The 21,325-nt window shown below is 60.1% G+C and carries 21 protein-coding genes; 16 read left to right on the top strand and 5 right to left on the bottom strand.

All coding sequences use genetic code 11. The annotated features are described in order from the left end of the window. Window positions 1–543: 543 nt before the first annotated feature. From ACQKIK_RS17100 to lafA, 3 genes are all read right to left on the bottom strand, one after another. On the bottom strand, window positions 544–1,026 hold the full coding sequence (locus tag ACQKIK_RS17100) for a hypothetical protein (RefSeq protein WP_127838143.1): 483 nt from the start codon (window positions 1,024–1,026) through the stop codon (window positions 544–546). Then, the gene (locus ACQKIK_RS17095) at window positions 1,023–1,895 is read right to left on the bottom strand and encodes a transcriptional regulator (protein ID WP_127838144.1); all 873 of its coding nucleotides are present in this window, start codon (window positions 1,893–1,895) and stop codon (window positions 1,023–1,025) included. The genes ACQKIK_RS17100 and ACQKIK_RS17095 overlap by 4 nt, the downstream gene beginning before the upstream one ends. Window positions 1,896–2,249: 354 nt before the next feature. Further along, window positions 2,250–3,134 (bottom strand): lateral flagellin LafA, encoded by an 885-nt coding sequence (gene lafA, locus ACQKIK_RS17090; protein WP_499136828.1) that lies wholly within the window; start codon window positions 3,132–3,134, stop codon window positions 2,250–2,252. 368 nt (window positions 3,135–3,502) lie between these two features. Here lafA and ACQKIK_RS17085 point away from each other — a divergent pair, with 368 nt between their 5' ends. From ACQKIK_RS17085 to ACQKIK_RS17075, 3 genes are all read left to right on the top strand, one after another. After that, the gene (locus tag ACQKIK_RS17085) at window positions 3,503–7,018 is read left to right on the top strand and encodes a glycosyltransferase (RefSeq protein ID WP_499136827.1); all 3,516 of its coding nucleotides are present in this window, start codon (window positions 3,503–3,505) and stop codon (window positions 7,016–7,018) included. A 48-nt stretch (window positions 7,019–7,066) separates the two neighbouring features. Then, window positions 7,067–7,735: a class I SAM-dependent methyltransferase gene (locus ACQKIK_RS17080; protein ID WP_499136826.1), complete on the top strand. Its 669-nt coding sequence runs from the start codon at window positions 7,067–7,069 to the stop codon at window positions 7,733–7,735. Between the two features lie 310 nt (window positions 7,736–8,045). After that, entirely contained in the window at window positions 8,046–8,240 is a 195-nt protein-coding gene (locus tag ACQKIK_RS17075) for a DapH/DapD/GlmU-related protein (RefSeq protein ID WP_463309137.1), read from the top strand. 427 nt (window positions 8,241–8,667) lie between these two features. On the opposite strand, the gene flgA is transcribed toward ACQKIK_RS17075, so the two are convergent. Next, window positions 8,668–9,336, bottom strand: coding sequence for a flagellar basal body P-ring formation chaperone FlgA (flgA, locus tag ACQKIK_RS17070; RefSeq protein ID WP_499136825.1), 669 nt, complete (start codon window positions 9,334–9,336; stop codon window positions 8,668–8,670). Window positions 9,337–9,355: 19 nt separating this feature from the next. Here flgA and ACQKIK_RS17065 point away from each other — a divergent pair, with 19 nt between their 5' ends. From ACQKIK_RS17065 to ACQKIK_RS17005, 13 genes are all read left to right on the top strand, one after another. Then, entirely contained in the window at window positions 9,356–9,589 is a 234-nt protein-coding gene (locus ACQKIK_RS17065) for a hypothetical protein (RefSeq protein WP_499136824.1), read from the top strand. Continuing rightward, complete coding sequence (gene flgB, locus ACQKIK_RS17060; protein WP_499136822.1) at window positions 9,573–9,938, top strand: flagellar basal body rod protein FlgB; 366 nt, start codon at window positions 9,573–9,575, stop codon at window positions 9,936–9,938. The genes ACQKIK_RS17065 and flgB overlap by 17 nt, the downstream gene beginning before the upstream one ends. Before the next feature lie 3 nt (window positions 9,939–9,941). Then, window positions 9,942–10,370 carry a flagellar basal body rod protein FlgC gene (gene flgC, locus ACQKIK_RS17055; protein WP_021209033.1) on the top strand — a complete coding sequence of 143 codons (429 nt, stop codon included), beginning with the start codon at window positions 9,942–9,944 and terminating at the stop codon, window positions 10,368–10,370. Next, the gene (locus ACQKIK_RS17050) at window positions 10,370–11,053 is read left to right on the top strand and encodes a flagellar hook capping FlgD N-terminal domain-containing protein (RefSeq protein ID WP_499136821.1); all 684 of its coding nucleotides are present in this window, start codon (window positions 10,370–10,372) and stop codon (window positions 11,051–11,053) included. The genes flgC and ACQKIK_RS17050 overlap by 1 nt, the downstream gene beginning before the upstream one ends. A gap of 50 nt (window positions 11,054–11,103) precedes the next feature. Then, window positions 11,104–12,291 (top strand): flagellar hook protein FlgE, encoded by a 1,188-nt coding sequence (gene flgE, locus ACQKIK_RS17045; RefSeq protein WP_499136820.1) that lies wholly within the window; start codon window positions 11,104–11,106, stop codon window positions 12,289–12,291. A gap of 9 nt (window positions 12,292–12,300) precedes the next feature. Further along, window positions 12,301–13,029: a flagellar basal-body rod protein FlgF gene (gene flgF / locus ACQKIK_RS17040; RefSeq protein ID WP_499136819.1), complete on the top strand. Its 729-nt coding sequence runs from the start codon at window positions 12,301–12,303 to the stop codon at window positions 13,027–13,029. Between the two features lie 14 nt (window positions 13,030–13,043). Further along, window positions 13,044–13,829: a flagellar basal-body rod protein FlgG gene (gene flgG / locus ACQKIK_RS17035; protein ID WP_019340569.1), complete on the top strand. Its 786-nt coding sequence runs from the start codon at window positions 13,044–13,046 to the stop codon at window positions 13,827–13,829. Window positions 13,830–13,834: 5 nt separating this feature from the next. Continuing rightward, window positions 13,835–14,500 (top strand): flagellar basal body L-ring protein FlgH, encoded by a 666-nt coding sequence (flgH, locus tag ACQKIK_RS17030; RefSeq protein ID WP_499136817.1) that lies wholly within the window; start codon window positions 13,835–13,837, stop codon window positions 14,498–14,500. 16 nt (window positions 14,501–14,516) lie between these two features. Further along, complete coding sequence (locus ACQKIK_RS17025; protein WP_371263617.1) at window positions 14,517–15,626, top strand: flagellar basal body P-ring protein FlgI; 1,110 nt, start codon at window positions 14,517–14,519, stop codon at window positions 15,624–15,626. A 61-nt stretch (window positions 15,627–15,687) separates the two neighbouring features. Further along, window positions 15,688–16,713, top strand: a complete 1,026-nt coding sequence (locus ACQKIK_RS17020) for a lytic transglycosylase domain-containing protein (RefSeq protein ID WP_046163498.1) — start codon at window positions 15,688–15,690, stop codon at window positions 16,711–16,713. Then, window positions 16,710–18,077: a flagellar hook-associated protein FlgK gene (gene flgK, locus ACQKIK_RS17015; RefSeq protein ID WP_499136816.1), complete on the top strand. Its 1,368-nt coding sequence runs from the start codon at window positions 16,710–16,712 to the stop codon at window positions 18,075–18,077. The genes ACQKIK_RS17020 and flgK overlap by 4 nt, the downstream gene beginning before the upstream one ends. A 37-nt stretch (window positions 18,078–18,114) precedes the next feature. Beyond that, entirely contained in the window at window positions 18,115–19,029 is a 915-nt protein-coding gene (gene flgL, locus ACQKIK_RS17010; RefSeq protein ID WP_499136815.1) for a flagellar hook-associated protein FlgL, read from the top strand. 14 nt (window positions 19,030–19,043) lie between these two features. Beyond that, the gene (locus ACQKIK_RS17005; protein ID WP_064481222.1) at window positions 19,044–20,075 is read left to right on the top strand and encodes a hypothetical protein; all 1,032 of its coding nucleotides are present in this window, start codon (window positions 19,044–19,046) and stop codon (window positions 20,073–20,075) included. 26 nt (window positions 20,076–20,101) lie between these two features. On the opposite strand, the gene ACQKIK_RS17000 is transcribed toward ACQKIK_RS17005, so the two are convergent. After that, window positions 20,102–21,280, bottom strand: coding sequence for a lactonase family protein (locus tag ACQKIK_RS17000; protein ID WP_499136814.1), 1,179 nt, complete (start codon window positions 21,278–21,280; stop codon window positions 20,102–20,104). Between the last annotated feature and the right edge of the window lie 45 nt (window positions 21,281–21,325).

The raw sequence follows: 21,325 nt of genomic DNA, 5'->3' as shown, positions 1-21,325 counted from the left end.
CCGGTGGCTGGGCCGACATCCTGAACAATATATCGGGTTGGATCTAGCAGATAGGCCGTTCGTAGGAGCCAGCTTGCTGGGGTGGGATATTTGCAGAAACCGGCTCTTGGAGTTCGCTGCGCCTTGCTCGCGAGTGAGCTCGCTCCTACAGAATCTGCCAACGGCAGGCCCGACATCCGGAACAATATGTCGGGGCGGATCTAGCAGATAGGCCGTTTGTAGAAGCCAGCTTGCTGACGATTGGGCATTTTGCAGAGACCGGCTCCTTGGAGCTCCCTGTGCCTTGATCGCGAGCAAGCTCGCTCCTACAGAATTGGCTGACGGCAGGCCCGGCATTCGGACCAACATGTCGGGTTTGGATCTAGCAGATATGCCGTTCGTAGGAGCCAGCTTGCTGGCGATGGGCCGTATCGGTGCTGGATCACGCGGGCGCCGTTACTGGTTCAGGCGCTGGTGTTCACTGCATGAGATGGATTGCAGCGCCTATCGCAATTCCGATAGACGCTCTGTCAGGCGCATCGCAGCCGCTGGCGGGTATGTATTTCAGCCGCGGTTAGGGTGGTCGTCTGCGCAATAGACCTGTCGGGTTTCGACGCCGTACAGGCAGGCGCCGACCTGCTCGAGGGTGATGCGTGCGCCCTTGTGGGAGCCGTAGAACAGGTTGAATACCAGCTCATCGTCCATCTGGTCTTTCGGCCCCAGGCCGTGCACCTGACCTTCTTCCACCACCAGCGATGCCCGCCCGAGCAGATCTGTTTCCAGGCGACCGGACGCCTCGACGATGGCCGGCGCGTTGCGTGTCATCGAGTAGAAACGGCCCTTGTTGAAGACCAGGCTCTGACTGACTTTGAGGGTCGTACCGTCGCTCAGCAAGACATGTCCGCTGGAACTGTAATGACCGTCGAGACTCGACGAAGCCGTGCCAGTGGTGCCCATTGCCACGAACGCCCATAGCAGCAGCGCAGCAGGTGCCATCACCCGCAGCATGCGTTTGCCGACTGCGCCGGTTTCGTTCTGGCTATTCATTGCAGGCACTCTTGTAAATGGTCGCTGGGAATGGTCTGGACGCGGCTCTTGTGTACCTTGAGCCAATTGACCCGGCCGTCACCTTGCAGGCAACGGATCTCGTAGAAGCCCGGGGACATGTTGACGATCAACCGCGCCGGCTCGGCACTTATGTTGCTCATCGTATCGACCAGCAGCCCTGTTTCCTTAATCAGCGAATCGAGCAGGTGTTGGCTCTTCTCCACATACAGCACCTCAAGCGCCCCGACATCGACCGTTTGAGTAAACGACGGCGCAGAGCTGCTGGCCAGGCGAAAGCCGAGGGTCGCCAGGCCCAGCAGCACCATCATTCCCGAGCCGGCGAGTGCCATGCTTTGCCACGAACGGTAACGACGTGCGGCTTTAGGCTGCTCGGTCTTTGGCAAAACGCTCGGCGCCGGCAGGTCCATCACCACCGCGCCATGCTTTTCAGCAATGACCGTCAACGGCGCGGCTTTGATTGAGGGCTGCGCCTGGTCGACTTTCAAATACTGCGGATTGAACAGGTAGCCGCGGCGCGGCAACGTCTGGATGATCTGGTTGCCCGCATCGAACAGGGCCTGGCGCAGCGTGTAGATCTGCTGATTGAGGCTGCCTTGGCCAACTACCCGACCCTCCCAGGCATAGGTCATCAGCTCCTCGCGGGACACCACCTGTCCTGGCACCTGCAGCAGGCGCTCCAGCACTCGGCTACCGGAAAAACCCAGATCGAGCGTTTCTTCGTGTTCATCATGGGTCAGCACGAGCTGGAAGAGCGCGCGGTCGAAGCGAGCCGTGCAACCGTCGCGCCCGGTTTTCAACAGGTGACAGATGAGGGCATCGGTGGCCGGTGGGGTCAGAGATGAGGTCATGAGCGCCTGAGTTCGGGTTTTGCGGATTAATGGTTTTACCGGTGTGATGACCTTGGCAAAACGGGACGCCGGCATATTGGCGTCGTTTTTTTGATAGGGCAAGCGGGTAGACCATTAAAAGCGCTGAGCGGCGAGGGGCCGAGCGCTCCGAACAGGTGCCGTTGGAAGGGCAGATATAGCGTTTTACGGCTGAAATTTAGGATTAATCGGGCATATCTGGTGTGCGGACGTCTGGCTAAAAATAGCGGCCGTTTGTCGGAGCTTCCGTGGCACTGGGCTGGGAAAATCAAAAAGCCCCGAACCAGTCGGGGCTTTTTTGATCCGGTCGTAGCGACCAGCGGTACTGCGTGCGGCTTAGCCCAGCAGGCCCATGACCATGCCTGGCATCTGGCCAGCTTGCTTGAGCATGGAGATGCCCGACTGCATGAGCATGGAGTTCTTGCTCATGTTGGCGCTTTCGACGGCGAAATCGGCGTCCATGATCCGGCCTTTGGCCATGTCGGTGTTGTCCTTCATATTGGCCAAGTTATTGGAGACGTGGCTCAGACGGTTGATGTTGGCGCCGAATTTGGCACGTACGCCTCCAATAGTATCCAGCGCGGTGGACAGCGTATTGATCATTGCATTCGCACCGCTGGTGCTGGAAATCTCAGCGCCCGACACGGCACCTGAGTAGGTCGCGGCTGCACCGCTTAGAGCATTCGCCACGCCACTAACCGCGCCTGCGCCGGACGCGCTCAATACCATGGTTTCGCCACTGGTCGCACCAATCTGGAACTGCACATCCTTACTGAATTTTCCGGTCGTAACGGTGGCTACGGCGTCGAACAGTTTTTCACCAGCATAAGTAGTGTTGGCCATTATGTTCTTCAGCTCTTTGCCAAGCTCATCGTACTCGCCCTGTAGGGCGGTGCGGTCAGCTGTGCTGTTGGTATCGTTCGCGGACTGAGTGGCTAGGTCCTTCATGCGCTGAACGATATCAGTCATTTCGCTGAATGCGCCTTCGGCGGTTTGCAACAGAGAAACAGCGTCGCTGGTGTTGCGCATAGCCACACTCATGCCTCGCGACTGAGCATTCATGCGAGTGGCAATTTGCAAGCCCGCAGCGTCATCAGCAGCGGAGTTGATACGCAGCCCCGTTCCGAGACGCTGCTGGTTCGTAGCAAGCGCGCTATTGAATTTGTTTAGGCTGGTATTGGTGGTCAGAGCGGAATAGTTGGTATGAATCGACAAGGCCATGATGAAGTCCTTCGGGGCAAGTGGGCATAAAGGCTGGCTTGATTGCCTGCTGAAGGGATAAAGCGACCGCTAGTGGCATTGCATTAAACGAATCTAAAAAAAAACGCATGAAGGTTCATCGCCTCAGCGAAAGGGGCGTACTCCTAGTTATCTAACGAGGCGCGGAAGAAGCATTTCCCCTGTGCTGTTTTTTCTCAGCCCCCCTTTTCCCTTGGGGTGATCTGCTAAGCCCATAGGAGCCTTAAGAATCAGGCGCTTACCGGCCTCTCTTGGCGATGGCCTACTTCTTGCTTATCGAAAAGCATGCTGGTGTCAGTTCGAGTGTAGAAAGTGAATTGACGCTTTGAAGACATGCCTGAGAGGTATCCGTGACGCATCTGAACTCATTTGCCCCACTTATCAGCGTGGTGATCCCCGCGCAGAAAGCCCAGCACCTCGAAGAGACGCTCAATAGCTTATCGATGCAAAGCTACCGGCCTCTAGAACTGATAGTCGCAGACGACGATAAGACGGGTGCAGTCTCGGAGGCTATTGCCGCTTTCCGAGCTTTAGTGGATTTCCCAATCACTCATCTAACAAGCGAGACGGAGCTTGGAGAATTCGAAGCGCTCGCACGCTGTGTTGCCGTGGCGTCTGGTGAATACGTTAAATTTCTCAACGACGATGATGTTTTAGAGCCAGCCTGCATCGAAACGTTAGCCTCAGCGATGAATGCAGGAGAAATAGTCCTTGCCAGCACAAAGCGGACACGGATCGATCAAGAGGGGGCGCCCTTACCCGATACTTATGCAACCGTATCGCCTTTTTCCGACGATGTGCTCATCAATGGCAAGGAGCTGGTTTCGTTTCTCGCCGAATACACCATTAATTTCATCGGTGAGCTGAGCGCAGTCATGTGCCGGCGTCGAGACCTGCTAGATCTCATCGACGAAATGCCTGTCTTGAATGGAGCGGAGATGCATGGCTGGGGCGATCTTGCTCTATATGTAAAGCTGCTTCGCTCTGGGAATCTCGCGCTCCTGGCAAAGCCGCTGGTGAGGTATCGCGAGCCGCTGGACCTTGCGATGAGGAGTCAGCACAGTCGGTCTACCCCGCTGGGAGTCAGCGACCAAGTCTTCGGGCAGGTCCTCAAGACGCTGGGATGGTGTCGCGCCTTTGGTGATAACGCGTTGGTTCAGGTCGCCCCGATTACGCGGCTCAACGCTCGTATCTACAAGCCAATAAACCTTATCGCTGCCCTGCAAAGTGCCGCTAGCTTCAACGGTGGTGCGCCCCGTCTATGGTTGGAAGCGCGGCGCCCAACCGCTACCCAGCAGGCCTTGATTGAACAGCGATTAGTTGAAAGCGGGAACGGCTCAACCATAGCAGTAATAGTGCTGGACCGAGGCGCAGACAAAACCGCTGTCGATCGAACGCTGGCTAGCCTGGATCGGGATAGCCTGTACCGTAATTTCGTTGTGACGGTATTGCGCAATCCCGCATGGCCAGGGGGCGATACGACAGCCAGCCGCTGGGATACCGTCGGCGATATACAGGCGGTGGTTCGTGATACTTCAGCCGATTGGTTTATGGTCGTCGAAGCCGGTGCGACATTCACCGTCAGCGGGCTACTAATCGTTGCGCTTGATCTGCTCGGCGCGCCAGAGTCGTGCCTGGCGATATACGCCGATGAAATGATTCGCTTGGACAATGAGGAATTGGGGCATGCGTTGCGCCCGGATCTCAACCTCGACCTGCTGCTGAGTTTCCCCGCCAGCATGTCGCGCCACTGGTTGTACCGCCGTGATGCAATGCAAGCGTTTGGCGGATTCAACGAGCTATTTCCACAAGCTTTTGAGCTCGATTTTCAGTTGCGGTTGATAGCGCAGCAAGGTTTGGGCTGTGTCGGACATGTCAGCGAGCCCCTTCTGATTTGCGATCATCCGCAGCTGCAAGACAACCCTCAGGAGCGGCAGGTAATCAAGCGGCATCTGGTGGCGCGCGGTTACCCCGGGTCGCAGGTAGCGTCTCGTTTTATAGGCCGCTATGACGTGGATTACGGGCACCATGAAACGCCAACGGTAAGTATCGTTATCGTGGCCGGCAAGCATCTGGCCCGCGTTCAGCGCTGCCTGCAAACGGTTTTGGAAATGACCTCCTACCGTCACTATGAGGTCTTGCTGGTCGCTAAGGAAGCAGGGCTGGCAGAATTTAGCGACTGGCTTCGCGGAGTCGAAGCTATGGCCGTAGCGCGCATTCGGGTGCTGCGTTTTGGCGCGGAAGCCTCGCAGGCACAGATGCGAAACCAAGCTGCTGAACAGGCTCAAGGCGACTTTCTGCTTTTTCTAGGTGCAGGCGCGGGTGTGATGCATCGGGATTGGTTGCAACAACTATTGAATCACGGTCTTCGACCTGAGGTCGGCGTGGTTGGGGGCAAACTGCTACGCGCTGACGGTAAAGTGCGCAACGCTGGCATCCTGCTCGGCTTGGGTGGCGCGGTAGGTTATGCCTTGGAAGGAGAATCGCTAGATACCGCTGGGTACATGAGCCGGCTGTTAGTTGATCAAAATCACTCAGCTATCAGCGAAGAGTGCCTGCTCGTCCGCAGGGCTGTGTTCGTGGAAACGGGTGGCTTCGATGAAGAGCCGAATATTGCCCGCTGGGCTGATACCGATTTTTGCTTGCGGCTTCAGCAGGCAGGCTTCCTGAACGTATGGACTCCTCGAGTTCAGTTGCTAATGGACGCCGATATGCCTGAACCCGCGAGCCGTGCTGAAGAGAGCGCCATGTTACATCGTTGGCTGCCGTTGCTCGCTCGAGACCCTGCGCATAACCCTTGCTTTTCATTAGACCGGGGCCACGGGTTCCATTTGTCCGAGCCAGTTACAAGCTGGCGACCTCTTGAAGGCTGGCGCCCCCTGCCTGTGGTGCTAGGTTTCCCCGCAGATTCGTTCGGCTGCGGCCACTACCGGATGATCCAGCCATTTGGTGCGCTGCGTGAAAAAGGTATTGTTGACGGAGCACTATCGTTCGCAATGCTTGACGCGCCCAGCCTGGAACGCTTTCAGCCAGACGTTGTACTTGTTCAGCGGCTGGTGAGCGAGGCTCGTATTGAAGCGATTCAGCGGATAAAGGAATTCTCGCGCGCGTTCAAAGTATACGAACTGGATGACTACCTACCGGGTGTTCCGCTGAAAAGCATCCATCGTAAAGACTACTCGCCGAACGAGATGAACCGCTTTCTGCGTCGTGGTCTGTCCTATGTCGATCGATTCGTCGTCTCTACCGAGCCGTTGGCTGAAGCGTTAGGGCATCTGCATCCGGATATACGTGTCATGAAAAACTGCCTCGACCCTGCCTGGTGGCATGGGCTGAAGAGCGAGCGTCGCTGTTCATCAAAGCCCAGAGTCGGTTGGGCGGGTGGTTCTAGCCATACCGGCGATCTTGAGATGATCGGTGATGTGGTGCGGGAGCTAGCGAACGAAGTGGAGTGGGTATTTTTTGGTATGTGCCCTGAGAAACTACGCCCCTATGTGCACGAATTTCACCACGGGGTCTCCATCGACCAATATCCGGCAGCCCTGGCGAAGATGAATCTGGATCTTGCGCTAGCGCCTGTTGAGCAGAATCTCTTCAACGAGTGCAAGAGTAACTTGCGTCTGCTTGAGTATGGTGCTTGCGGTTTCGCGGTAGTAAGCAGTGACGTGAGGTGTTATCAAGGTGATCTCCCCGTGACCCAGGTGAAGAATCGTTACAAGGACTGGGTCGACGCCATTCGTATGCACATCAATGATCTCGATAGCACGTTTAAGACCGCAGACGAGCTCCGATCTAAAGTCCTGAGTGGGTATATGCTGGAAGGTAACAATTTACAGATGTGGCGTGAGGCTTGGTTGCCGGGATAATTCGACCCGGTTCGACAGCCTAACGTTTCAATACCTTGAGGATGATTAATGCGACAAACTCCGGTTCATGAGAATCACAACCCCGACTTGCTTGCAGTTATGCCAGCTACGTGCGGCTCGGTAATTGAAGTTGGCTGTAGCTCTGGTGCGATGGCAAGAGAATTTAAAAAAATCAACCCGCTCTGTAAGTATTTTGGCCTAGAAATAGATCCTGAATACACAGAGCTGGCCAAACGCTATTGTGATTTTGCTGAAACGATCGATATTGACAACGCGGATAGCGCGTTCTATGAGACGCATCGCGAGCGTGATTGTTGGGTGTTTGGAGACACGCTTGAGCATCTAAAAGATCCTTGGAAAGTACTGCGTAACATCCGCAGTGTCATTCCGGAAAATGGCTGCGTCGTGGCTTGCATTCCTAACGCGCAGCATTGGTCTATTCAAGCAAAGCTTGCTATTGGAGATTTTCGGTACGAGGAAAGTGGACTTCTGGATAAGACGCACCTTCGTTGGTTCACTCGACAGACTATTATGGAGCTTTTTGCCCACTCGGGCTTTGATGTGATTGCCGGCTGGCCTAGAACTTTTGAGGAGGCGCACCGGGATAGCTTCCTCCCCCTTATCGGTGAGATGGCAAAAGCGGCTGGTTGCGACCCTCAAAGCGCAATGACTGATGCAATGGCTTTGCAATATGTTGTTAGAGCCGTTCCCCGCTAACCGGATTAGGAGCATGTACATATTCCTAGTTTGTTATTTATAATAATTGATTAATGAAAGCTCTCCTGCAGAAGAGACTTTCCTTGAGAGATCTGACCCAGACAACCTTCGGATCGCTTGGGAATAGCGAAGTGGAAATTGGTCGTTTTACTTACGGTATAGACAGTGCGAATATTTTGCAGTGGGGGGAGGGCGAAACTACGTTTAGGGATCTTTTGCTCAATCGCACATGGAGCTACCTTTTTTTGGGAGGTAACCATCGAGCGGATTGGGCTACTACTTACCCATTTTGTCACATATTCACTGAGGTATTGGGTGGCGAGGGCATAATCGGCATCCAGCGACACGCGGTGATGTCGAAATTGGCCATGATGTGTGGATTGGCCACAGCTCAACGATTCTTTCCGGAGTCAAGATCGGCAATGGGGCGGTCGTTTCTGCAAATGCTCATATGTCGAAAAATGTTCGGCCATATGAGGTTGTTGGTGGCAACCCCGCCAGATAGCTGAAGTTCAGATTCACACCGGAGATTATCGAGTTGCTGCAACGGCTTGAGTGGTGGGGCTTGCCAATTGAAAAAATTCGATTAATAGCTCCGGCACTTTCCCGGTGCCCAACTACTGAGGTTCTTGCTGAGTTGCTTGCCAAGTTCCGCTCGCATATAGACTAGTGGCTATATGGGAATGATCCGCTCTAGTTATGAGCCTCTCGGACCGAGGCGATCATGATGCGCCTTGGATACGATAGTGCCATTGGGGACCTGCACGCAGCTCAGTTTGTGCCTGGCTCCGCCAATGACTTCGCTTGAGGGTGGGGCTTAAAGGCGGTCATTGCTCGTAACGGTCCTGTCATTGCTGCAGGTGCTAGCTGGGGGCCCAGACGGTCTGGCTGGTGCGAATTCCAATTATTGATTGAAGGCGATATCGCTTCGCTCAAAACGTACTCGTCACCACCCCATCCTCCAGCACCTTCGCGTCGATGACCTTGCCGCTACCGACGTTGCGCACGCGGATGACGTCGCCTGGCTGACCGTCGGCCAGGGCTTCGCCGGAGGTGGAGGCTTCGATGCCCTCGTTGTTGGCGACGATCTTCACCGGCTGGCCGCGTTTGACCGCCATGGCTTGTTCGAGCAGTGCTGGGGTGATGGTCTGGCCGGCGCGGATGCGGCGTTTGGCCGCCAGGCCGACCACCTCTTCGATGCGGTTGTAGTAGCCGCGCCGGGCCTTGGCGACGTTGATGCGTTGCAGCTTGAGGTCGTTGGCGGTCAGGGTCTGGCCGCGGTCGATGATGCCTTCGGCGTGGACGGCCGGAAGGAAGACGTGGGCTTGGCCTGTGGCGTTCGTCGACCAGCCGGGGGTGTCAACGCAGCGAAGCTGCAGGTTCTGCCGCTCCATGGCCGACGGCGCCTCGCCCGTCGCTCGGACCTGGAGTGCTTCGGAGCAGCGCGGCAGATTGGCCGCGCTGGCCGGCACGCTGATGTCGTAACGCAGTTGCATGCCTTGCCAGCCCTGACGCGTGGCCTGCTGTTCGAGCATCAGCCGCAGGTGATTTTCCACGGCCTGCTGAACCTGCGTTGTGGCGTCCGCCTGCGCCTGGGGCATGACACCCATCAGGAGAAAGGTGACGAGCCACCATGCGGAAGGCGCTTTTCCGCTTCCGCATGGCCGCTTCTCGCCAAGCGGAAAAAAACGCTCGCTGCGCTCTGCTCTGTTCTCTTTTTTTGCTATGAAAATCAATGGATTATCCGTATTTGTAGGTTCGGCACGCTTTCTGCAAAAAGCAACAGCAAAGCGGTGGGCTGGGTTCAGCCTGCACAGGCTGCAAAGGGTATCGGCAAATGAGTATACGGATTGATGATGCGCTGGGCGTTCACGAGCGCGCCCTCGGTCTGCGCATGCAGCGCAGCGAAATTCTCGCGGCAAACCTGGCCAACGAAGACACTCCGGGCTTCCAGGCGCGGGACATCGATTTCAGCAAGGAAATGCAGCGGCTCGACAGCAGTACTTCGTCGCGCGCCAGCATGGCCGGTACCGATCCGCGTCTGCTGTTTCGCGTGCCGAGTCAGGCGTCGCAGGACGGCAACACCGTCGAGCTGTCGACCGAGCAGGCGCAATTCTCGCGCAACTCCATGGATTTCCAGACCAGCCTGACCTTCATCACGATGAAATTTCGTGGCTTGAAACAAGCCATCGAGGGCCGTTAAGCCATGTCATTCGATTCCATCTACCGCATCGCCGGTTCGGCCATGAACGCCCAAACCGTGCGGCTCAATACCGTAGCGAGCAACCTGGCCAACACCGACTCGGCGGCCAACAACGCCGCCGACGTCTACCAGGCGCGCAAGCCGATGTTCGCCGCCGTGTACGAAAACAACTCGCTGACCCGCGGCGTCGGCCTTGGTGGCGCTCATGTGCAGGTGCTCGACGTGGTCACCTCCGGCGCCGAGCCCAAGCGTCGCTATGAGCCGGGCAATCCGCTGGCCGATGGCGATGGCTACGTCTATTACCCGGACATCAACGAGATCGAAGAAATGACCGACATGATGTCGGCCACGCGCAGCTTCGAGACCGGCGTCGAGGTGCTCAACCGCGTGAAAAGCATGCAGCAGAGCCTGCTGCGGCTGGGAGAATCCTGATGGCGGTGACCAATAACCTGCAGGGCAGCGGCCTGTCCGGCGCGGCTGCCAGCGACCTGCCCAAGCAGGCGGTGAACATCAGCGATGCCACGCAGATGGAGAACAACTTCATCAGCTTGATGGTTGCGCAGATCAAGTACCAGGATCCGACCAAGCCGGTCGACAGCACCGAGTTCCTCAATCAGTTCTCGGCGATGTCCCAGGTCAAGAGCATGGAGAACCTCGCGACTCTCGCACAGAACAATCTGGTGCTGACCGACAACCTGCAGACCCTCACCGCTGCCGGTCTGGTCGGCCAGCAGGTGAGCGTCGCCGTTGAGTCGCTGGATCTCAGTGGGCAGGCCATCAGCGGTGGCTTCGATCTGAGCCATGCCTCGACCCGCACCGCAGTCCTCCTGACCGATTCCAACGGCACCCAGACCCGCATCGAGCTGGGCGCGCAGTCCGCTGGCAAGGTGCCCTTCGTCATCGATCCGGCCAAACACGGCCTTCGCGATGGCAAATACAGCGTCAGCATCGAATCGGAAAACGGCGAATTCCCGCAGGTGGAAGTCGCCGGCCAGGTCTCCAACGTGCGCGTCAGCGCTGAAGGTCCGGTGCTTCAGGTCAATGGCGTCGGTTCGGTGCCTTTCTACAACATCCTCGAATTCGCCCAGGCCGATGCCGGGCTGCTCGGCGGCTGAGCCCCAGGGCTCGCCAGTTTTCTTTTTCCTTTAAGTATCGAGATCAGCCCATGAGCTTCAACATCGCCCTGACAGGCCTGTCCGCCGTCAACGAACAACTCAACACCATCGGAAACAACATCGCCAACTCCGGCACCGTCGGCTTCAAGTCGTCCCGGACCAACTTCGGCAGCCTCTATGCCGAAAGCCAGGCCATGGGCGTTGAAGTGACCGGCACCAGCCAGAGCATCAGCCAGGGCGGCGCCCTGACCACCACCAACCGTAACCTCGACCTGGCGATATCTGGCGGCGGCTTCTTCGTCACTCGCGCCAGCAATGGTGACGTGGCCTACACCCGCGCCGGCGTGTTCGGCACAGACAAGGACAGCTACCTGACCAACAGCCTCGGCCAGCGCCTGCAGGGCTACCCGGCCGATGCCACCGGCAATCTGCAGACCGGCGTGGTCGGTGATCTGCAAATGAAAGCCGGCGGTCTGCCTGCTAAAGCCACCGACGCGCTGAGCTTCGTCGCCAACCTCGACGCCAATCAGGAAGTCCCGGCGGTCGCGTTCGATCCGCTGGTGGCGGACAGCTACAACTCCACGTACACCACCAAGCTGTACGACTCCCAGGGCAAGGAACACACCCTGACCCAGTACTTCGCCAAAACGGCGGACAACAGCTGGAACGCCCATTACTACGTTGACGGCGCAGCCGTTGCCGGCCCGCAGGCCCTGACTTTTGATGGTGCGGGCAACCTCGCAGCTCCTATTAACAAGGTGCCGCTAAACGCCCCGCTGACCGGTGGCGTAAATGCGCTGAACATCCAGCTCGACTACAGCGGCACCAGCCAGTACGGCTCCGAATTCAGCGTCACCAGCAACCGCGCCACCGGGTATTCCGCGGGCGAACAGACCGGCATGAGCGTCGAGAAGGACGGCAAGGTTTACGCCAGCTACTCCAACGGTGAGCGCTTACTCCAGGGGCAGGTCGTGCTGGCCAACTTCGTCAACGCTGAAGGCCTGAAGAACATCAGCGGCACCGCCTGGACCGAAACCGCGGCGTCCGGCGCGGCCATGCTCGGTGCGCCGGGTGTCGGCCAGTACGGCAACCTGGCCAGCGGCGCGCTGGAAAGCTCCAACGTCGACCTCACCCAGCAGCTGGTGGGCCTGATGGAAGGCCAGCGTAACTACCAAGCCAATACCCAGGTCATTTCCACCAACAAGGAACTGACCCAGGTTCTGTTTAGCGCACTCTGAGGCTGATCCATGGATCGTTTGGGATACACGGCGATGACCGCTGCGAGCCGCACGATGATGTCGCTGCAGGTGCGCTCCAACAATCTCGCCAACGTCAACACACCGGGCTTTCGCGCCGACCTCGAGCGCGCTCGGGCCGTCGCCGTGGAAGGCTACGGTTATGACAGCCGGCACATGGCGGTGGTCGAGAACAACGGTGTCAGCCTGGCTGCTGGCCCGATGGTCGCCACCGGCCGCGAGTTGGATTTCGCCGTCAAGGGCACCGGCCTGATCGTCCTGCAGGAAGGCGAAGGCGAGGCCTATACGCGCCAGGGCAGCATGCAGATCGATGCCGAAGGTCGCCTGACTCTCAATGGCCGCGCGGTCATGGGCGAGGGCGGGCCGATCGAGCTGCCCGAGCATGAGCGGGTTGAGATTGGCAATGACGGCACCGTGTCGATCATGGCGCCGGGCGACTGGATGATGGCCGAAGTGGACCGCATCCGCCTGGTCGACGTACCGGCTGCGGACCTGATGAAGAACGAAGCTGGCTTGCTGGTCACGCGCAACGGCGAGCCCGCTGCGCCCAGCGAAGACGTGCGCCTGGCCAGTGGTTTCCTCGAGTCGAGCAACGTCTCGGCGATCGACGAGCTGGCCTCGACCATGAGCCTCAACCGCCTGTTCGAGACTCAGGTAAAGATGATGAAAGCCGCCGAGGACCTTTCCGACGCCGGCAACCGAATGATCCGCGGCAGCTGATCGGGAGATAACGCATGAATTCCGCACTTTGGGTCAGCAAGACCGGCCTGGCTGCACAAGACACTGCCATGGCGACCGTCGCCAACAACCTGGCCAACGTCAACACCAACGGCTTCAAGGCCGACCGCGCGGTCTTCGAGGATCTGTTCTACAGCATCGAGAAGCAGCCCGGCGCCCAGGCGGATGAGATCAACACCGTGCCGTCCGGCATCCAGCTGGGCAGCGGCGTGCGCGTCGCCGGCACGCAGAAGGTCTTCACCGAGGGCAGCATCCAGACCACCGGCCAGCCGATGGACCTGGCGATCGTCGGCCGCGGGTTCTTTCAGGTCGAGTCGCCCAACGGCGACATCCTCTACACCGAGAACGGCCAGTTCCAGCTCAACGCCGAAGGCGTGATGGTCAATGCCCAAGGCTTGCCGCTGACGCCTGCCATCGAAGTGCCGCAGGGCAGCACCGGCTTTACCGTGGGCGCCGATGGCATCGTTACGGCCGTTCTGCCCGGTGACACACTGCCGTCCGAGCTGGGTCAGATCACCCTGGTCAACTTCACCAATCCGGGTGGCCTGGAAGCGCTGGGCGGCAACCTCTATCGCGAAAGCGTCGCCAGCGGCGAAGCGGTGGAAGGCGTGCCGGGCGAAGAGGGCCTCGGCCAGCTCAAGCAGGGCGTACTGGAAGGCTCCAACGTGCAGGTGGTCGAGGCGATGGTGGCGATGATCGCCATCCAGCGCGCCTACGAGGCCAACGCCAAGGTCCTCGATGCCGCCAGCGGCATGCAGCAGTTCCTCAACCAGACCGTCTGAGAATCATGATGCGTACGCCCATTCTGCTCGTCGCACTGGCCTTGCTCGGCGGCTGCGCCAGCTTCAACGAAATGCTGCCGGAAGAGCCCTCCACCGAGTACGAACCGCTGGAGCTGGACTACAGCCTGCCGCCGACCACCGGTGGCGGCCTGTTCCGCTCCGGTTACATCGGTTCGCTGATCAGCGACAGGCGCGCGGTGCGGGTCGGCGACATCCTCACCGTGGTGCTGGACGAATCCACCCAGTCGAGCAAGAGCGCCGGTACCAGCTTCGGCAAGGAATCGAGCGTAGGCATCGGCGTGCCGACCATTCTCGGCAAGACCTACCCGGACGTTGAAACCTCAGCCTCCGGCGAACGCGAGTTCAAGGGCTCGGCCAAGAGCTCGCAGCAGAACACCCTGCGCGGCTCCATTGCCGTCAGCGTGCACCGCGTACTGCCCAACGGCACCTTGCTGATCAAGGGTGAAAAGGCCCTGCGGCTGAATCAGGGCGACGAATACATCCGCCTGACTGGTCTGGTGCGTATCGACGACATCAACCGCTACAACCAGGTGTCCTCGCAAAGCGTGGCCAACGCCAAGATTTCCTACGCCGGGCGCGGCGTGCTCAATGACAGCAATTCGGCCGGCTGGCTGACGCGGTTCTTCGCGTCGCCGCTGTTCCCCCTTTAAGCGAGCCGATCTTTACATGACTAGCCTCATGCGACCACTCAAGCTGTTCCTCGCCGCCGTCGCGCTGTGGCAACTGCCGGCTCAGGCTGTGCCGTTGATGGACCTGGTGGATGTCGAGGGCATTCGTGGCAACCAGCTGATCGGCTACGGCCTGGTCGTGGGCCTCGACGGTACCGGCGACAAGAATCAGGTCAAATTCACCAGCCAGTCGGTGACGAACATGATCAAGCAGTTCGGCGTGAACCTGCCGCCGAACGTCGACCCGAAGCTGAAGAACGTCGCCGCGGTGACCATCACCGCGACGGTACCGCCATCCTACAGCGCCGGCCAGACGGTGGATGTCACCGTCTCCTCGCTGGGCGACGCCAAGAGCCTGCGCGGCGGCCAACTGCTGATGACCCCGCTGCAGGGCGTCGACGGTGAGATCTATGCCCTGGCTCAGGGCGCGGTGATCGTTGGCGGCGTCAACGCTGAAGGTGCAGACGGCTCCAAGGTTTCCATCAACACCTCCAACAGCGGCCTGATCCCCAACGGTGCGACGGTCGAGCGAATGATTCCCAGCGACTTCACCGAACGCCCGGAAGTGATGCTTAACGTCCGCCAGCCGAGCTTCCAGACCGTCACCCGTGTGGTCGACGCGGTGGATGCCTATTTCGGCAAAGGCACCGCCACGGCGCTCAACGCCACCAAGGTGTCGATCCGTGCGCCCCTTACCAGCACTCAGCGCATGAGCTTCATGGCCATGCTCGAACGCCTGGAAGTCGAAGAGGGCCGCACCCGGCCGAAAGTGGTCTTCAACAGCCGCACCGGCACTGTCGTGGTCGGTCAGGGTGTGCGGGTCAAAGCCGCGGCGGTGGCCCACGGCAGCCTGACCGTGACGATCAGCGAGAATCCCCAGGTCAGCCAGCCAAACGCATTCGCGGGCGGCGAAACCGTGGTTACGCCGCAGTCGGACGTCGCCATCGAGCAGGACCGCAAGGCCATGTTCAAGTGGCCCGAAGGCGCCAGCCTGGAAAGCATCATCAGCACCATCAACAGTCTTGGCGCCACACCCGACGACGTGATGAGCATCCTGCAGTCGCTGGAACGTGCCGGCGCACTGAACGCTGAATTGATCGTGATGTAACAAGCGCCTGCTTCTGATGAAGCAGGCCTGACGCGCAGCAGATTGAATAGGTTTTTGTCGGATGAGCATCGTATCCCTCCCCCAGCACCTCAACACCCTGCGCAACCGCCAGGACGGCCCGACCGCGGCCCGGCGCCAGCAGCTGGAAGTCGTCGCCGAACAGTTCGAGGCGATGTTCCTGCAGCAGATCCTCAAGCAGATGCGCAAGGCCGGCGACGTGCTCGGTGCCGGCAACCCGATGCGCAGCCGCGAGCTGGATACCATGCGCGACTTCTATGACGAAGTGCTTGCCGACACCCTGGCCGGCAAGCGTCAGACTGGGATCGCCGACATGCTGGTGCAGCAGCTAAGTGGTGAAGCCGGCAGCGCGCCCGCGCCGACAGCTCTGGCCGGTCACGCTGGCAGCGGTTTGCAGGGTGGCGGCTTGCATGCGCTGCGGGGCACCTGGCAGCGTGGCGTCGATGCGCTGGACAGTGCTTGGGAAAGCGGCAAGGCCGGCTTCAAGTCGCTGGTCGACAGCGTGATCAAGCATGAGTCCAGCGGCAACATCGCCGCCGTCTCGCCCAAGGGCGCGCGTGGCCTGATGCAGTTGATGCCCGGCACCGCACGGGACATGGCGGCCGAGTTGGGTTTGCCGTTCAGTGAAGCGCGGCTGACCACCGATGCGGAATACAACAAGCGCCTCGGCAGTGCCTACCTGAACAAGATGCTCGACCGCTACGACGGCCATCAGGCGCTGGCGCTGGCCGCCTATAACGCCGGCCCCGGCCGGGTAGACGAGTGGCTGAAGAGCCACGGTGACCCCCGCAAGGGCGAGATCGGCACCGGCGCCTGGGTGCAGAAGATCCCTTTTGCGGAGACCCGCAACTACACCCGCAACATCCTCAACGATCTGAGCGCCGCCGCACCTCGGCAGGCCGAACCGCGTGCGCAGCTGCAAGCCGTTCCGCCTGTTGTGCCGTCGCCGCTTAATTCCGCTGGCGATTCGGTCGCTCTTTCTACTGGGCACAGTGTTGTTGCTGGCGCCCGCCTCTCGGTGGCGTTCGCGCAACCGATCCGGATCGAGCCGAAGGAAGTCGTGTCGTGAGTATTCTTGGTCAAATTGGCTACAGCGGCGTTCGCGCCTCGCAGATCGCCCTCTCGGCGACCGGGCAGAACATCGCCAACGTCAACACGCCGGGCTTCAGCCGTCTGACGCCAGACATGAAGTCGGTGGGCGGGCAGACCTCGGTCAGCATCGGTGGTGGTGTACAGGTCAGCAGCATTCGGCGTCTGTCCAACGACTTCCAGAATCAGCAGCTCTGGCGCGCCAGCACCGACAAGAACTACTTCAACACCAGCCAGCAATACCTCACCGCCCTCGAAGGCCTGATCGACAGCGAAGGCTCGAGCGTCAGCGTTGGCCTGGACAACTTCTTCGCCGCGCTCAGCGAAGCCAGTTCCACCCCCGAATCCATCGCCCTGCGCCAGCAGATCATCGGCGAGTCGAAGCAGTTGGCGCAGCGCTTCAACGGGCTGAACAGCAACATCGGCACCCAGCTCAACGCCCTGCAGGGCCAGCGCGTGGCCATGACCAGCGAAATCAACGGGCTGTCCGGCAACATCGCCGAGTTGAACGCACAGATTCGCGAGATGGAATCCTCGGGTCGTGATACCGCGACACTGCGCGATTACCGCGACAACCTGGTCAAGGACCTTAGCCAATACGCCGGCATCCGCGTGCAGGAAGCCGCTGATGGCACTCTGAATGTCTCGCTGGCCAACGGTCAGCCGCTGGTTGCCGGTGCGACGGCGGGGCAGTTGAAGGTCAATGCCAACCTGGCCGGCGAGCAGGAGATGACGCTGGTGTTCGCCAAGACCACCTTTCCGCTCAACCAGCAGGGCATCGGCGGCTCGCTCGGCGGTCTTTACGACATGGAATACGGCGCGCTACGCCCGGCCCAGCAGGATTTGCACGACATGGCCTCGGCCGTGGCGACCATGGTCAACGACGCCCTCGCCGGTGGCTTCGACCTCAACGGCAACCCGGGCCAGCCGCTGTTCAGCTACAACGCGGGCAGCACCAGCGGGATGCTGGCGGTCAACACGCTGGGCGCCTCGGAACTGGCCTTTTCCGGCACGGCAGGCGAGGTGGGTAACAACAAGACCCTGCTCACCATGCTCGAACTCAAATCGGCGGGTGTCACGGTCGCCGGCAACACCGTACCGCTCAACGACGCCTACGCCGGCCTGGTTGGCCGCGTTGCCAGTGCCAGCCGGCAGAACCAGGCGGATTTGCGCGCCGCGACCACGGTAGCCGAGCAGGCTCAGGCCCAGCGCGACAGCGTCAGTGCGGTCAACCTCGACGAGGAGGCCGTCAACCTCATGGCCTACGAGCAGGCCTACCAAGCCAACATGAAAGTGATCAGCACTTCCAACGATCTGTTTAACGCCGTACTGGCGATGTTCTGAGCTGGCGCAAGCCGACTCGACTGACGAGAAAGACACCATGCGCATCTCCAACGCCCAAATCACCGCCATGATGCACGGCTCGATGAACACCAGCTCCGAGAAGCTCGGCAAGCTGATGCAGCAGATGGCCACCGGCGAGCGCATGCTGATGCCCTCGGATGACCCGATCTCCGCTGTGCGCGTGCTGCGCATCCAGCGCGAGGAAGCGACACTGACCCAGTACCGCACCAACATCGCCAACGTGTCCGGCAACCTGTCCAAGCAGGAAGCCAACCTCAAGGCGTCGTCCGACACCATGCTCAACGTGCGCGACCTGCTGTTGTGGGCCGCCAACGGCAGCAACACCAGCGAAGACCTGGCCGCCATCGCCAATGAGATGGGCAATTTGGAACGGACCATCGTCAGTTTCGCCAACGTGCGCGACGAGGAAGGTCGCTATCTGTTCTCCGGCACCCTCAGCGACCGGCCGGCCATTACCTTCGATGCCGCCACCCAGAGCTACCAGCTGACCGGCAACGATCAATACCGCCAGGCGGCAGTCGCCAATGGCGTACTGGTCGAGGAGAATGTCACCGCTGCGCAGGTCTTCGGTGGCGGCGTCGGCATGCTCAACGACCTCAACGCGCTGGTCAAAATGCTCGCCGACCCGGCACTGGATGCCAACGATCCGGCAGCACAGGCTTCGATCAGCGCTACGCTCAACAGCCTCGACAAGACTCACGGCGACCTGCTCGGTGCGGTCTCGGAGTTGGGCGGGCGGCAGAACACGCTGACGTTGCTGTCGAGCAGCAACGAGGATGTTTCGCTGGTGAACCAGAAAATCGACGGCGAGCTGTCGCAACTCGACTACGCCTCGGCCAGCATTGACCTGAACAACTATCAGCTGTCGCTGCAGGCGACGCAGAAAACCTATTTGAAGATCAACGGGCTGTCGCTGTTCGGCATGCTCTGACCGAGGTAGCGTGAATGAAGATTGGCAAGCAGCTCCCCGCTGTTTCCGCAATCAACCCACAGGAACGCCGCGAGGCGCTGCTGCGGGATGCGCCTGCGCCGCTGCGGGCCGGTACGCCGGCTGACACACCGCACACCGAGACGGCCCCTAGCAAGAACACCAGCTTCAGCCTGCAGCTCAATCAGCAACTGTCCTCGATGCAGTCGGCCGACAGCTACCTGGGCGACCTGCAGACGCGTCTGTCGCAGCTCAAGCTGAACCTCAGTCGCCAGATCAGCTCGCCGCAGCCCAACGGCGAGGAAAGCATTCGCCAGACCGTCCAGCAGGTGGGTGAGTTGCTCAAAGAGCGCAGCAAACGCTCCGGCAATTCTCTGGACGCCAATCTCAAACTGCGCCTGACCGAGCCGGTGCGCAGCCGCTTCAGCCTGCAAGGGCTGGAGTCGCTGGAAAAGATTCGCCAGTCAGGCCGCGAGACACTGCTGTTCAGCGGCGGTCGCCAACTGGCCGAGCCGGTGGCCGTAGTGCTCGACGACGAGATGAGCGACGAGCAGATTCTGCGCCGCTTCAATGGCAGCCTGGGCCAGGCCGGTATCCGCGCCGAACTGGATCAGAACGGCGAGCTGAAGTTTTCCGCCCGCGAAGGCGACTGGCAAAAGCTCAAGGACCAGCTGGCGGTGCAGGGCGAAGGCAAGCTGTTCGACAAAGGCCGATACGTCCGCGTGCAGAGCGAGGACGAGCAGCTGCTGAGCTTCCCCGAAGAGCTGCAGCTCGATTCCTTCCGCGAGCTGCGCCGTCTGCTTGACTCGGTGGTGGCCGGGCTCGACAAGGTCACCTCGCTGCGCGAGCAGCTGAGCAACCGCCAGCAGGAGATCCGCGAGTTTCTTGCCCGTCAGGCCCACGCCGACGAGAAACAGTGGGCCATGGACTTCTCCCGCTCAGTGTTCAACCTGATGCAGCGCAGCCCCTCCAGCTACGCGGCGGTCACCCAGACGGTGGTGGCCCAGGCGACCATCAGCCGCTTCGCGGTGGTCAGTCTGCTCTCCTGATCGATCCTGCGCCGGGCCTGCCTTGATTACGGCCCGGTTCGATCGATGAATTTCACATCCGAAGGCCGGCCCATCGGCAACGTCTGCACGGTATCGCCCAGCTTGCCGCTGTCGGGGTCGCGCTGCACGATCACCAGTGCATCACTCTTCTGATTGGCAATGATCATGAACTGGCCGCTCGGGTCGATCGCGAACTCCCGCGGCTCGCGGCCCTCACTGTCGCGCTGCTGGATCTCGCGCAGATTGTCGTTCTCCTCGATGGCGTAAACCATGATGCGGTTCTTCTCGGCGCGGTCACTGACGTAGAGAAAGCGACCGTCCGGTGAAGGATGAATGGCGCCGGGCGAGTGCAGGCTGACGTCGCCGCCAGCGGCTAGATCGACCAACTGACGCTGCACCAGGCTGCCATCGACATGATCGAAGCGCGCGATCTGGGCGCTCAGCTCCAGCGTTGCGTAGGCCTGGCTGCCATCCGGGCTGAACACCAGATGACGTGGGCCGCTGCCGTCCGGCAGGCTGATGAAGGCCGGGTCGGCTGGCGACAACGGTCGCTCGGCGTTGGTCGGGTCGTAGCGATAGACGAAGATCTTGTCGGCGCCCAGGTCGCTGACGAACAGCGTCTTGCCGTTGGGCGACATTACCGCGGAGTGCACGTGAGGCGATTGCTGGCGCTCCGGGTGCACTTCGCTGGCCTTGTGGGTCGCGATCTGGGTGACCGGCAAAAGCGTCCCATCCTTGGCTAGCGGGACCACCGCGAGGCTGCCACCCGGGTTTGCGCGCGACCCGTAGTTGGAGACGAACAGATAACGCCCGTCGCGGCTCTGACTCAGGTGCGTGGGTTCGTCGCCCAGGGTGATCTGCTGCTCCAGAACCGACAGCTTGCCGCTGGTCGGGGCCAGGATGAATGCGCTGACCCGACCCACCGGATCAGGATGGCCCGGCCCGTTCTCGTTTACCGCGTAGAGCCGGTTGCGGTTGAGATCCAGCGTCAGCCAGGACGGGTTGTGGGTCCGCACGACCTGTAGCGGTTGCGGTTCGATCTGGCCGCTCTCAGCGTCGAACTGCATGCGATAAATCCCTTCGCTGTTTCCTTCGCTGGTGTAGCTACCGATCAATATCTGATGCATGGGGGCCGCTGCTCCGCTGGTACAAATGGCTAGGAGTGCCGCGGCTATGCCGTGGCGAAAGGTGCGTGGTTCGTGCATGCCTGCATCCTTTTGATGGCGGCGCGTGGCTGGGAGCCGTTCTTG

The sequence above is a fragment of the Pseudomonas sp. NPDC047961 genome, from assembly GCF_050272435.1.
Lineage (GTDB): Bacteria > Pseudomonadota > Gammaproteobacteria > Pseudomonadales > Pseudomonadaceae > Stutzerimonas.
This window is presented reverse-complemented; position numbering and strand designations above follow the sequence as displayed.

Bases quoted from the DNA above. Each gene is read 5' to 3' on its own strand.
- ACQKIK_RS17100 (WP_127838143.1), bottom strand. From the start codon at position 1,026: ATGAATAGCCAGAACGAAACCGGCGCAGTCGGCAAACGCATGCTGCGG.
- ACQKIK_RS17095 (WP_127838144.1), bottom strand. From the start codon at position 1,895: ATGACCTCATCTCTGACCCCACCGGCCACCGATGCCCTCATCTGTCAC.
- lafA (WP_499136828.1), bottom strand. From the start codon at position 3,134: ATGGCCTTGTCGATTCATACCAACTATTCCGCTCTGACCACCAATACC.
- ACQKIK_RS17080 (WP_499136826.1), top strand. From the start codon at position 7,067: ATGCGACAAACTCCGGTTCATGAGAATCACAACCCCGACTTGCTTGCA.
- flgA (WP_499136825.1), bottom strand. From the start codon at position 9,336: ATGCCCCAGGCGCAGGCGGACGCCACAACGCAGGTTCAGCAGGCCGTG.
- flgB (WP_499136822.1), top strand. From the start codon at position 9,573: ATGAGTATACGGATTGATGATGCGCTGGGCGTTCACGAGCGCGCCCTC.
- flgC (WP_021209033.1), top strand. From the start codon at position 9,942: ATGTCATTCGATTCCATCTACCGCATCGCCGGTTCGGCCATGAACGCC.
- ACQKIK_RS17050 (WP_499136821.1), top strand. From the start codon at position 10,370: ATGGCGGTGACCAATAACCTGCAGGGCAGCGGCCTGTCCGGCGCGGCT.
- flgE (WP_499136820.1), top strand. From the start codon at position 11,104: ATGAGCTTCAACATCGCCCTGACAGGCCTGTCCGCCGTCAACGAACAA.
- flgF (WP_499136819.1), top strand. From the start codon at position 12,301: ATGGATCGTTTGGGATACACGGCGATGACCGCTGCGAGCCGCACGATG.
- flgG (WP_019340569.1), top strand. From the start codon at position 13,044: ATGAATTCCGCACTTTGGGTCAGCAAGACCGGCCTGGCTGCACAAGAC.
- flgH (WP_499136817.1), top strand. From the start codon at position 13,835: ATGATGCGTACGCCCATTCTGCTCGTCGCACTGGCCTTGCTCGGCGGC.
- ACQKIK_RS17025 (WP_371263617.1), top strand. From the start codon at position 14,517: ATGACTAGCCTCATGCGACCACTCAAGCTGTTCCTCGCCGCCGTCGCG.
- ACQKIK_RS17020 (WP_046163498.1), top strand. From the start codon at position 15,688: ATGAGCATCGTATCCCTCCCCCAGCACCTCAACACCCTGCGCAACCGC.
- flgL (WP_499136815.1), top strand. From the start codon at position 18,115: ATGCGCATCTCCAACGCCCAAATCACCGCCATGATGCACGGCTCGATG.
- ACQKIK_RS17005 (WP_064481222.1), top strand. From the start codon at position 19,044: ATGAAGATTGGCAAGCAGCTCCCCGCTGTTTCCGCAATCAACCCACAG.
- ACQKIK_RS17000 (WP_499136814.1), bottom strand. From the start codon at position 21,280: ATGCACGAACCACGCACCTTTCGCCACGGCATAGCCGCGGCACTCCTA.